General features: G+C 74.9%; 8 protein-coding genes. 7 read left to right on the forward strand and 1 reads right to left on the reverse strand.

Translation table 11 applies throughout. The features are described from left to right. Positions 1-424 precede the first annotated feature (424 nt). The 5 genes from AC29IT_RS10115 (at position 425) to AC29IT_RS10135 (ending at position 8,525) form a co-directional block, all read left to right on the forward strand. Entirely contained in the window at positions 425-1,900 is a 1,476-nt protein-coding gene (locus tag AC29IT_RS10115) for a helix-turn-helix domain-containing protein (protein WP_488218522.1), read from the forward strand. A 59-nt stretch (positions 1,901-1,959) separates the two neighbouring features. Continuing rightward, the gene (locus AC29IT_RS10120; RefSeq protein ID WP_488218523.1) at positions 1,960-2,865 is read left to right on the forward strand and encodes a diacylglycerol/lipid kinase family protein; all 906 of its coding nucleotides are present in this window, start codon (positions 1,960-1,962) and stop codon (positions 2,863-2,865) included. Between the two features lie 164 nt (positions 2,866-3,029). Then, positions 3,030-6,158, forward strand: coding sequence for a DEAD/DEAH box helicase (locus AC29IT_RS10125; protein ID WP_488218524.1), 3,129 nt, complete (start codon positions 3,030-3,032; stop codon positions 6,156-6,158). Positions 6,159-6,311: 153 nt separating this feature from the next. Next, the gene (locus tag AC29IT_RS10130) at positions 6,312-7,253 is read left to right on the forward strand and encodes a DUF4333 domain-containing protein (protein ID WP_488218525.1); all 942 of its coding nucleotides are present in this window, start codon (positions 6,312-6,314) and stop codon (positions 7,251-7,253) included. A 51-nt stretch (positions 7,254-7,304) separates the two neighbouring features. Beyond that, complete coding sequence (locus AC29IT_RS10135; RefSeq protein ID WP_358441203.1) at positions 7,305-8,525, forward strand: GNAT family N-acetyltransferase; 1,221 nt, start codon at positions 7,305-7,307, stop codon at positions 8,523-8,525. 34 nt (positions 8,526-8,559) lie between these two features. Here the strand turns inward: AC29IT_RS10135 and AC29IT_RS10140 are convergent, their stop codons facing one another. After that, the gene (locus AC29IT_RS10140; protein WP_488218584.1) at positions 8,560-9,471 is read right to left on the reverse strand and encodes a 5'-3' exonuclease; all 912 of its coding nucleotides are present in this window, start codon (positions 9,469-9,471) and stop codon (positions 8,560-8,562) included. Positions 9,472-9,845: 374 nt separating this feature from the next. On the opposite strand from AC29IT_RS10140, the gene AC29IT_RS10145 reads away from it, so the two are divergent. Both AC29IT_RS10145 and AC29IT_RS10150 read left to right on the forward strand, forming a co-directional pair. Continuing rightward, positions 9,846-10,994, forward strand: a complete 1,149-nt coding sequence (locus AC29IT_RS10145; RefSeq protein WP_488218526.1) for a M24 family metallopeptidase — start codon at positions 9,846-9,848, stop codon at positions 10,992-10,994. Continuing rightward, on the forward strand, positions 10,991-11,455 hold the full coding sequence (locus AC29IT_RS10150; RefSeq protein WP_374108128.1) for an Lrp/AsnC family transcriptional regulator: 465 nt from the start codon (positions 10,991-10,993) through the stop codon (positions 11,453-11,455). Before AC29IT_RS10145 ends, AC29IT_RS10150 begins: the two co-directional genes overlap by 4 nt. The last annotated feature ends 179 nt before the right edge of the window (positions 11,456-11,634 follow it).

The following is an 11,634-nucleotide window of genomic DNA, read 5'->3' on the forward strand; positions in this document are numbered from 1 at the left end:
CGATGGCCCGCACGGTGCCCCGGCATGCGCATCCCTCCCCGAATCGATCGCACGCCGCCCGACCGGCGCCCCCCTGATCCAGCGAAGCACGAAATGCCGAGCCCGGCCAGGAAGATCCACCGGAAGAACCGGGGTGCCGATTTCTTCCGGTCCGGCGGCGCCGCTCGGCTGATCGAGTGTCTTTCCGCTGCCATTCGGATGCGTCCATTCGAGCGGCCGGAATGCGCCCGGTGACAACGGATCCGCGGGAAAGGGAATCGCGAGTCCCCGGGCGTTGTGCGGCGCGACGCGGCACCGGATAATGGTGTCCGGAGAGCGCCGGGGGGCGTCGGGAAAGAAGTTCGCACCGCAGCGCGGCGGTCGGAATTCCGGCAGGGCACGTCGGCGGACCGGGTCCGCCGCTGCGGAAGAAGTGGTGGGGTAGATGGCGCAGGTCGGTCCCGGCGACACCCCGCACCCCGGTTTCGGGACCGTGCTCCGGCGGCGCCGCGCCCGCGCCGGGCTCACCCAGGAGGAACTGGCCCGCCGCACCGGCATCAGCGCCCGCGCCATCGGCGACATGGAACGCGGGCGGGTCGCGCGCCCGCAGGCCCGGACGCTGCGCTCGCTCGCGGCGGCCCTCGCCACCGACGAAGCGGAACTGCGGAACCTGCTGCCGCGCCCGGACGCCGCGCCACCCGCGGCCGACCCGGACTGGGGCGGGCTGCTGTGCGCCCCGCCGCCCGAGATCGCCGACCTCACCGGCCGCGAACGTGCGACCGACGAGCTGCGGTCCGCGCTGGCCGCGTCGCGCCGCCCGCGCAGCGCCCCCGCCGTCGCCGTCACCGGAGCGCCCGGCGTCGGCAAGTCCACGTTCCTGGTGCACACCGCGCACCGGCTCGCCGAGCGCTACCCCGACGGCTGCTTCTTCCTGCCCATGCACCGGAACGGGCGGGTGCCGCCTGCGGACGCGCTCGGCGTGGTGCTGCGCGCGCTCGGCGTCGCCGAGCACCGGTTGCCGACCGGCACCGACGCGCGCTCCAGCCTGTACCGGTCGCTGCTGCGGGACCGGGCGGTGCTGGTGGTGCTCGACGACGTCACCGACGAAGCGCAGGTGCGGCCGCTGCTGCCCAGCAACCCGGACTGCCTGCTGCTCATCGCCGGGCGAGGCGGGCTGGCCGGGCTGGAATCGGTGACGCGGATACCGCTGGACGTGCTCGCCCCGGCCGACGCGGTGCGGCTGCTCGGCGGCATCGCCGGAGCCGAGCGGGTGCGCCGCGAACCGTCGGCGAGCCTGGCGCTGGCCGAGGTGTGCGGGTACCTGCCGCTGGCGCTGCGCATCGCGGGCAACCGGCTCGCCGGGCGCCCCACCTGGCGGGTGTCCGACCTGCTGCGGTTGCTGGGGGACCGGCGCAGGCGGCTCGACGCGCTCACCGCGGGCGATCTGGGGGTGCGGCCCTCCTTCGAGGCGGCGCACCGGCGGTGCGGGCAGCCGGCCAAGGTCGTGTTCCGGCGGCTGGCGCTCGGCGCGGACGCGGAGATCACGGTGCGGCGGGCGGCGCTGCTCGCGGAGCTGGACGTGGACTCCGCCGAGCGGGCGCTGGAGGAACTGGTGGACCTCGGGCTGCTGGACTGCGCGGCGGGCGGCGGGCGCTACGCCCTCGCGGAGCTGCCGCGGCTGTTCGCGGAGGAGCGGTTTCGCGCGGAGGAACCGGCGTGGCCGAGCCCGGTGCGGGCCGCCGAGCGCGCCTGCGCGGGTCCGGCCCGCCCGGCCGCCCGCGCACCGCACCTGCCGCAGGCGGCGGGCCACGAGCAGCACCGCGTCGCGGAACCCCCGCTGCGGGGGGTGTCGCGCGCGCTCGAAGGCCTCGTCCGGTTGGACGAGTCCACCCCGGATTTCGGCGCGAACGGCCGCCGCTGACCGGCGGCGCCGGAGGGGCGCTGGTCACGTGACGGGGGCGTGGGCCACGATGTTGCCCCATGCGCACCGTGGTGTTGATCAATCCAGCTTCCGGCCGGGGCCGCGCCGCGGCCATCGCCGCGCAGGCCGTGCGGCGGTTCCGCGTGGTCTCCGCGGTCCGGGTCGTGGTCGCCGCCGACGCCGCCGAGTTCGCGAGCGCCGCCCGCGCCGCGGTGGGCGACGACGTCGACGTGCTGGCCGTGGTCGGCGGGGACGGTGCCGCGCACGCCGCGGTGCAGGTCTGCGCCGGGGCGCGCACCGCGCTGGCGATCATCCCGGTCGGCACCGGCAACGACCTGGCCCGCGCGCTCGGCCTGCCCACCGACCCGTTGGAGGCCGCCCGCGCCGCCACCGACGCCGTCCAGGGCGGGCACCGCAGGGCGCTGGACCTGGGCCGCGTGGTCGGCGGCCAGCGGTTCGCGACCGTGCTGTGCGCCGGGTTCGACGCCCAGGTCAACGGCCGGGCGAACCGCTCCCGGCTGCCCATCGGGCGCGCCCGCTACGACGTGGCGGTGCTGCACGAGATCGCGCGGCTGCAGGCCATGCCGCTGCGCGTGGAAGCGGACAACGTGGTGCTCGACGTGGCCGCGACCTGCGTGGCCGTCGGCAACACCCCCTACTACGGCGGCGGGGTGCCGATCTGCCCGGACGCGGACCCGACCGACGGGCTGTTCGACGTGACGGTCGTCGGGGAGGTCGGCCGCGCCGACCTGCTGCGGGTGCTGCCCGCGATCCGCAGCGGCAAGCACGTCGAGCACCCGGCGGTGCGCACGCTGCGGGCCCGTTCGGTGCGGCTCGGCGGCGGCAACGGCTGGACCGCGTTCGCCGACGGCGAACCGCAGGCCAGGCTGCCGGTGAGCCTGCGCTGCCAGCCCGCCGCGCTGCAGGTGCTCGCCCCGGCCGCCGCCAAGATCGACGCGGCCTGAGCTGCTCGTTCGCCCCAGGTGAACGGCCCGTTCGCCCGCGCACGCCGCTCGGACGGGCCGTTCACCTCGGCGCCCCGGGACGTGGCCGGAGCACTGCGCGTGCGACGACGGTCGGTGCGATGTGAAAGCCTGTCAGGGTGGCTGTGAGCCGTTCGCACTCCGACATGTCGCATCCGGATCGCTCGGGATCGGATGAGAAGAACCCCGGTTCGCCGGGTGACCCGGCCGCCGAGAACCCGCCCGCGGTGGAGCCCGGTTCCGCCGACGCGTCCCGCGGGAGCGGGGGAGCCCCGCGCCGCAACCGGACCCGGGGCGGCCGCCGCACCGGTGAGCAGGACCGGGGCGCCCGGTCCGCAGGTGGGCCGAGCCGGGAGGACCGGTCCGCCGACGAGCGGAACCGGGACGACCGCTCGACCGGGGAGCAGGACCGGGACGACCGCTCCGCTCCGGAGCAGGACCGAGGTGACGGCCCCGTCGCGGACGAGGCCCGCCGCGGCCGCTCCACCGGCGAGAACGCCCGCCGCGCGGCCCCGGGCGACGCACCCGCCTCGCCCGCCGAGTCCTACGCCGCGCACCGCCGCCGCAGCGCGCACCCGAAGTTCGCCGAGTTCGCGGGCTCGATGAACTTCGAACTGGACGCGTTCCAGCGCACCTCCTGCCAGGCCCTCGAATCCGGCCACGGCGTGCTGGTGTGCGCGCCCACCGGCGCGGGCAAGACGGTGGTCGGCGAGTTCGCGGTGCACCTGGCGCTGTCCGAGGGCCGCCGCTGCTTCTACACCACCCCGATCAAGGCGCTGTCCAACCAGAAGTTCGCCGACCTCTGCGAGCGCTACGGCGAGGACGCGGTCGGCCTGCTCACCGGGGACACCTCCATCAACGGCGACGCGCAGGTCGTGGTGATGACCACCGAGGTGCTGCGCAACATGCTCTACGCGGGCTCGCGCGGCATCGACCAGCTCGGCTACGTGGTGATGGACGAGGTGCACTACCTCGCCGACCGGTTCCGCGGCGCCGTCTGGGAAGAGGTGATCCTGCATCTGCCGCAGCACGTGCAGCTGGCCAGCCTGTCCGCGACGGTCAGCAACGCCGAGGAGTTCGGCGAGTGGCTGGTGGCGGTGCGCGGCGACACCACCGTCGTCGTGGACGAGCACCGCCCGGTGCCGCTGTGGCAGCACATGCAGGTCGGCTCCCGGATGTTCGACCTGTTCGGCGGCGAGACCTCCGAGCGGGAGCTGACGCTGAACCCGCGGCTGCTGCGCCACACCCAGGAGCTGTCCCGGGTGCACTCGCCGTACGGCCGCGGCCGCGGCGGCCCCGGCGGCGGCAAGCGCAAGGGCGCCCGGCCACCGCGGTTCTTCGCGCCGTCGCGGGTGGAGATCCTGGACAGCCTGAACTCGGCGGGCCTGCTGCCCGCGATCGTGTTCATCTTCAGCCGCGCCGGTTGCGACGCCGCGGTCACCCAGTGCATGCGCGCCGGGCTGCGGCTCACCGGTGAGCACGAGCTGGACGAGATCCGCGAGGTAATCGACGAGCACACCAGCTCGCTGCCCGAGGCGGACCTGACGGTGCTCGGCTACTGGGAGTGGCGCGACGCGCTGGAGCGCGGGGTCGCCGCGCACCACGCCGGGCTGCTGCCCGCGTTCAAGGAGACGGTGGAGGAGCTGTTCGTCCGCGGCCTGGTGAAGGCCGTGTTCGCCACCGAGACCCTCGCCCTCGGCATCAACATGCCCGCCCGCACCGTGGTGCTGGAGCGGCTGGTCAAGTTCAACGGCGAATCGCACGTCGACCTCACGCCCGGCGAGTACACCCAGCTCACCGGCCGCGCGGGCCGCCGCGGCATCGACATCGAAGGCCACGCGGTGGTGGTGTGGCAGCCGGGCATGGACCCGAAGCAGGTCGCCGGGCTCGCCTCGACCCGCACCTATCCGCTGCGCTCCTCGTTCCGGCCCGGCTACAACATGGCCGTGAACCTGGTGCAGCGGGTGGGCCGGGATGCGGCGCGGGACCTGCTGGAGCAGTCGTTCGCGCAGTTCCAGGCGGACCGCTCGGTGGTCGGCCTGTCGCGGCGGGTGGACCGCAACGCGGAAGCCCTGGAGGGCTACGCCGAGTCGATGACCTGCCACCTCGGCGATTTCGCCGAGTACTTCGCGCTGCGCCGGCGCATCTCCGAGCGGGAGAAGGTGCTGGCCAGGCAGAACCGGGCGTCCAAGCGGGCGGAGGCGGCGAAGTCGCTGGAGAACCTGCGCAAGGGCGACGTCATCCAGGTGCCCGCAGGTCGCCGCTCCGGGCTGGCCGTGGTGATCGACCCCGGTCTGGAACCGATGGGGGAGCCGCGTCCGCTGGTGGTCACCGAGGACCGCTGGTCCGGCCGGTTGTCCGTCGCCGACTTCACCTCCCCGGTGGAGGCGCTGGGCCGGATGCGGCTGCCCAAGCACGTGGACACCCGCTCCCCGAAGTCCCGCCGCGACCTGGCTTCGAGCCTGCGGGACACCGGGATCTCGGTGGGCGGGCGCGGCGGGCGCCGGTCCGACGTCGGCGACGACGCCGAGCTGGCCAGCCTGCGCCGCGCGCTGAAGGCGCACCCCTGCCACGGCTGCGACGAGCGGGAGAAGCACGCCCGCTGGGCCGAGCGGCACGAGCGGCTGCGCTCGGAGACCGAGCACCTGCGGCGCAAGGTCTCCACCACCACGCACTCGCTGGCGCGCGCGTTCGACCGGATCATCGGCCTGCTCGCGGAGCGGGACTACGTGGCGCCGGACGATCCGGAGCAGCCGGTCACCGAGAACGGCAGGCGGCTCACCCGGCTCTACAGCGAATCGGACCTGCTGGCCGCGGAATGCCTGCGCGCCGGGATCTGGAAGTCCTTGCAGCCCGCGGAACTCGCGGCCGTGGTGTCCGCGCTCGTCTACGAGACCCGGCGGGAGGGCGCGGTCTCGCCGCCGGTGCCGTCGGGTGCGGTGGCCGACGTGCTGGACAAGACCTGGGACGTGTGGGGCGAGCTGGAAGAGGACGAGCGCAGGCACAAGCTGGACCGCACCCGCGAGCCCGATGCCGGGTTCGCGTGGCCGGTGTACCGGTGGGCGCGCGGCGAATCCCTGGAGCGGGTGCTCACCGCCGCCGAGTCCACCGGGCACGAGCTGTCCGCGGGTGACTTCGTGCGCTGGTGCCGCCAGGTGGTGGACCTGCTCGACCAGATCCGCGACGTCACCGGCAAGTCCGATCCGGTGGGCGCGGCGGCGGCGAAGGCCGTCACCGCGATCCGCCGGGGGGTCGTCGCCGCGGGCGCGGTCTGATCGGCCGCCGCGCCGGGATCGGTTGCGGCGGCGGCTGAATCGAGGCGGACCCGGCGGGGGTCATGGCGCGGTGGCGCGCTGTGATTGGATTCGGGGGAGCGGTGCGTCGGGGGTCGCGCACCGCAGAACTCTCAGCTTTCCCGGAGGTACCAGATGAGCGGCCCCAACGGCCCGTCCCCGCAGGGCGGTCGGCCGGCGCAAGGGCACCCCGGTTCCGCGGCCGGTGTCGGCCAGCGGACCAACCCCGGTCTCCCGGTCCCCGGCCGTCGTCCCGGGCGGCCGGGCCAGGGCAGGCCCGGGCAGGGCGGTCCCGAGCAAGGCAGGCCGGAACAGGGCAGGCCGGAGCAGGGCGGGTCCGGGCAGACGCAGCCCGGCCAGGCCCAGCCGCCGGCGCAGCAGCAGGCCCGGAACCAGCCGACGCCCAACCAGCCGACGCAGAACCAGCCGACGCAGAACCAGCAGGCGCAGCAACAACAAGCGCAGCAGCACCAGAACCAGTCGGCGCAGCAGCAGGCCTCGCACCAGTCGCAGCAGCAGACCGTCCGGACCCAGCACCCGCGGCAGCAGCAAGCCCACCCGCGGCAAGGGGAATCCGCCCCGCAGCAACCGGGACCGGACCGCAGGCCCGGCGGCGCGAACCAGGACACCCGGCCCCGCACCGGCGACGCGGGCGCCCGCCCGCGGGCCACCGGCGCCGAGTCGACCGCCCCGAACCTGCCGCCGATCGTCGTCGGCCCGCCCGGCCGCGGCTCCGCCCCGCCGTCGGCACCGCGCACGAGGTCGAAGGTGCCGTGGGTGTTCGGCGGCGCGGTCCTCGTGACCGTCGCCGGATCGCTCGCCGTCGTCGGTTTCGTGCACCCCGGCGTGCTGGTGCACGACCGGTTCGACGCGGACGGCCTGCAACGGGGGGTGGAGCAGACGCTGCGCGACTCCTACCACCTGGGCACCGTCGAATCGGTGAGCTGCCCGGCGGGCCAGGAGGTCGTCGCCGGGAACCGCTTCGACTGCCAGGTGACCCTCGGCGGCGGGACCAAGCCGGTGTCGGTGACCGTCCGGGACTCCTCCGGCATCTACGAGGTGGGCTACCCGCGGTAGTCGGCGGGGAATTCGCTCGACGAACTCGGCGGTGCTGGGCAGGATGCAGGCGTGACCGACGTCCACGTGCGGCCGCTGGCCGAATCCGAGTACCGCCCGAGCTTCGACCTGTTCGTGACCGCCCTGCACGAACCGCAGCGCGTCGGCGACGACCGCTGGCGCCGCTCGGTGGCCCGGTACGAGCCGGGCCGGGTGCTCGGCGCGTTCCTCGACGGCGAGCTCGCGGGCACCGCCCTGTCGCTGCCTTCCACGCTGGAGGTGCCCGGTGGCGCGGTGCTGCCCGCCGCCGCGGTGACGGGGGTGGCGGTGCGCGCCGACCGCACCCGGCGCGGCCTGCTGCGGGAGCTGATGCGCGCGCAGCTGGCCGACCTGCGCGAGCGCGGGGAGCCGCTGGCGATGCTGCACGCCTCCGAGACGCGGATCTACCCCCGCTTCGGCTACGGCCTCGGCACCCGTTCGCAGCGGGCCCGGGTGGCGCGCACGCACGCCGAGCTGCGCCCGGACGCTCCGGTCGGCGGGCAGGTGCGGCTGGTGGACGGGATCGCGGCGGAGAAGCTGCTGCCGGAGCTGTACGCCCGCATCGGCACCGGCAGGCCGGGGCTCATGGCGCGCAGCGACGGCTGGTGGACCACGCGGCTGGGCGCCGCGGTGGAGAACGGCGGAACGCTGCGGGTCGCGGTGCACTCCGACGAGTCCGGCACCGACGACGGCTTCGCGCTGTGGGAGCCGTCGAAGGCGGACCACCAGTTCGGCGACGGCGCCGTCCAGATCCAGGTGAGCGACCTGCACGGCGCGGACGACACCGCCGTCGCCTCGCTGTGGCGGTTCCTGCTGGGACTGGACCTGGCGACCTCGGTGATCGCGGTGGACCGGCCGTTGGACGAGCCGATGCCGTGGTGGCTGGCGGACCGGCGCGGGTACGGCGTGGACCGGGTGGACGACGACCTGTGGGTGCGGCTGGTGGACGTGCCCGCGGCGCTGGCCGCGCGGTCCTACGGCGCGGCGGCCGCGGTCGTCGTGGAGGTGCGGGACGCGTTCCTGCCGCAGAACTCGGGCGCCTACCGGATCGGCCCGGGCGGCGCGGAACCGGTGGCGGACGCGCCGCAGCTGAGCCTGGACGTGGACGTGCTGGGGTCGCTGTACCTGGGCGACGTCGCCCCGAGCACCCTCGTGGCGGCGAACCGCATCGACGTCCACGACCCGGCGGCCGTTCCCGCCGCCGACGCCCTCTTCGCCACCCCGCGCCTCCCGTGGTGCGGAACCGGGTTCTGACCCTTCCCGGCGGCCGAACGGGCTGTGCCCGGTGTCAGAGCGCGGCGATGAGGCGGTCCAGCGGGCCGCCGAGGCCCCAGCGGGCGCCGAGCTCGGCGAGCCGGTCCGGGTCGGCGGGCGCGGCGGGCACCGGGTCCGGCCGGTCCAGCACCACCGGCGCGTCCCGCACCACCCGCACCACGGCGGGCGCGGCGGCCAGGTACTCGGCGGCCTCGGCGAGCTTGCCGCGCACCCGGGGCGTGAGCCGCCGGTCGCCCTGCTCGGACGCCGCCAGCAGCGCCGCCAGCGAACCGAACTCGGTGATCAGCTTCGCGGCCGTCTTCTCGCCGATCCCGGCGACCCCGGGCAACCCGTCGGAGGGATCTCCGCGCAGCACGGCCATCTCCGCGTAGGCGTCGCCCGCCCGCGCGGGGTCCAGCGCGTAGCGCTCGGCGAGCTCGTCGGGACCGAAGTCCTGCGCCTTCGCCAGCCCGGCGCCGACGTAGCGCACCCGCACCGGCGCGGGACCGGACCGCACCAGCTGGAACAGGTCGCGGTCGCCGGTGACGACCTCCACCGGGTCGGTGGATTCCCGTTCGGCGAGCACGCCGATCACGTCGTCGGCCTCGTAGCCCTCGGCTTCCGCGGTGGCCACGCCGAGCGCGTCCAGCACGTCCAGGATGATCGGGATCTGCGGGCCGAGGGTGTCCGGCACCTCCTCGGCGTCCGGGTCGGCCTCGGCCACCCGGTGCGCCTTGTACGACGGCAGCGCCGCCACCCGGAAGGCCGGCCGCCAGTCGTTGTCCAGGCAGGCGACCACGCGGGTCGGCCGCCGCTCGCCGATGAGCTTCGCCAGCATGTCGCAGAACCCGCGCACCGAGTTCACCGGAATCCCGTCCGGGGAGGTCAGCGACTCGGGCAGCGCGTAGTAGGAGCGGAACCACAGCCCGGCGGAGTCGATCAGCATCACAGAACCCGTCACGGCGCCCACTCTGTCACGGCGGGCCGACACCGCCCGGCGGGCAGGGCTGTCCGATCGCCGACCGGCGGGTCGGGCCGCCAGATCGCCGCAGGGCTGTCAGATCACTGTCACCAGGCGGCTCGAGCGGCGCCATACAGTCTCAGCAGCCCGGTGCGCACGCGCCGCGCACCGCGGCTTCCCGGCCATCGCGGCCGGGGTGCGGAGCGGCCCGTCGCCGACCCCCGACCGGTGGGCGGGTCGCTCCGGCCCGCGCCGGACGGCGCCGTCCCGCATCGGACGAATGGACCATTCGCCCGAACCGGCTGGGCGAACGGGCCATTCAGCTGGCGCGCGGCGCCCGGCGGTTAGGCTTGGTGGCCATGGCCACTGACTCGCTCAAGCAGGATCCCGCGGTGTTCTCCGCCCGGTTGCGCCGCGCCGCGGAGACGGCGGCGCGCGCCGATCTGGACGCCCTGCTGATCACCCCCGGTTCGGACCTGCGGTACCTGCTCGGTGCTCGCGGGGAGTCCTTCGAGCGGCTCAGCACCCTGGTGCTGCCCGCCGCGGGCGGTGCCGCCCCGGTGCTGGTGCTGCCGAAGCTGGAGGCGCCCGGTTACGCGGACGTGCCCGCCGACGAGCTCGGCATCGAGGTCGTGACCTGGGTTGACGGTGAGGACCCGCACGCGCTGGTCGCGGACCTGCTGCGCCGCGGCGGCCGCACCCCGTCCCGGCTGGGCGTCGCGGACGTGATGCCGGCGCTGCACTGCCTGCCGCTGCGTTCCACGACGGGCGCCGAGCAAGTGCTGGCCGGTTCGGTGCTCCGCGAGCTGCGGATGCGCAAGGACGCCGCCGAGATCGAGGCGCTGCGCACGGCGGGTGCCGCGATCGACCGGGTGCACGCGCGGATGGGCGAGTTCCTCCGCGCCGGGCGCACTGAGGCGCAGGTGGGCGCGGACATCGCCGCGGCCATCGTCGCGGAGGGCCACGTCGAGGCCGAGTTCGTCATCGTCGGTTCGGCCGCGAACGGCGCGAGCCCGCACCACGCGCTGTCGGACCGGGTGATCGAGGCCGGTGACGTGGTGGTCGTGGACATCGGCGGCCCGATCGCGTCCGGCTACAACTCGGACTGCACCCGCACCTACGCGGTGGGCGAGCCGGCGCAGCCGGACGTGGCGGAGACCTACGCGGTGCTGCAGGCGGCGCAGGACGCGGCGGTGCGGGCGGTGCGCCCCGGCGCCACCGCGGAGTCGATCGACGCCGCGGCGCGGGAACCGATCGCGGCCGCCGGGTTCGGCGAGCACTTCATCCACCGCACCGGGCACGGCATCGGGCTGGACGTGCACGAGGAGCCCTACATCGTCGGCGGCAACGCGCTGGAGCTGGAGCCGGGCATGGCGTTCAGCATCGAGCCGGGCATCTACCAGGCGGGCCGGTGGGGCGCCCGCATCGAGGACATCGTGGTGGTCACCGAGGACGGCGTCCTGAGCGTGAACGAGCAGCCGCACGACCTGGTGGTGCTGCCGGCGTGAGCGACCGGAATTCGGGCGAACTGGAAGCGACCGACCGCGCGATCCTGCGGGAGCTGGCGCACGACGGCCGGTGCAGCTTCACCGATCTGGCCGAGCGCGTCGGGTTGAGCGTGTCGGCGGTGCACCAGCGGGTGCGGCGGCTGGAGCAGCGCGGCGCGCTGCAGGGCTACGTGGCCAAAGTGGACGGTGATCAGATCGGCTTGCCGCTGACGGCGTTCATCTCGTTGACGCCGATCGATCCGGCCGCGCCGGACGACTACCCGCAGCGGCTGGAGCACCTGCCGGAGATCGAGTCGTGCTACTCGGTGGCGGGCGACGAGTCCTACATCCTGCAGGTGCGGGTGGCCTCGCCGCTGGGTCTGGAGGAGCTGCTGCGGCAGATCCGGGAGGCGGCGAAGGTCTCGACGCGGACGACGGTGGTGCTGTCGACGCCGTACGAGCACCGGCCGCCGCAGATCTAGCCACGTCCGGCCCGCATCCAGCCCGCGACGTTCCGACATGGCGGTGCCGATCCGTTCGGTGCCGCCATGTCCGTTCTCCGGGTCGTGCCGTGATGAACGGCGTCTGTTGCACCGATGCGAGTTCGTGGTGAATCGTGCGGCAAGATCGATAAAACTCGCAATCAGCGCGAAATTTTTCA

The organism is Saccharopolyspora sp. MMCC62 (genome assembly GCF_057736575.1).

Coding starts and splice junctions, on each gene's coding strand:
- AC29IT_RS10115 (WP_488218522.1), top strand. CDS start 425: ATGGCGCAGGTCGGTCCCGGCGACACCCCGCACCCCGGTTTCGGGACC.
- AC29IT_RS10120 (WP_488218523.1), top strand. CDS start 1,960: ATGCGCACCGTGGTGTTGATCAATCCAGCTTCCGGCCGGGGCCGCGCC.
- AC29IT_RS10125 (WP_488218524.1), top strand. CDS start 3,030: ATGTCGCATCCGGATCGCTCGGGATCGGATGAGAAGAACCCCGGTTCG.
- AC29IT_RS10130 (WP_488218525.1), top strand. CDS start 6,312: ATGAGCGGCCCCAACGGCCCGTCCCCGCAGGGCGGTCGGCCGGCGCAA.
- AC29IT_RS10140 (WP_488218584.1), bottom strand. CDS start 9,471: ATGCTGATCGACTCCGCCGGGCTGTGGTTCCGCTCCTACTACGCGCTG.
- AC29IT_RS10145 (WP_488218526.1), top strand. CDS start 9,846: ATGGCCACTGACTCGCTCAAGCAGGATCCCGCGGTGTTCTCCGCCCGG.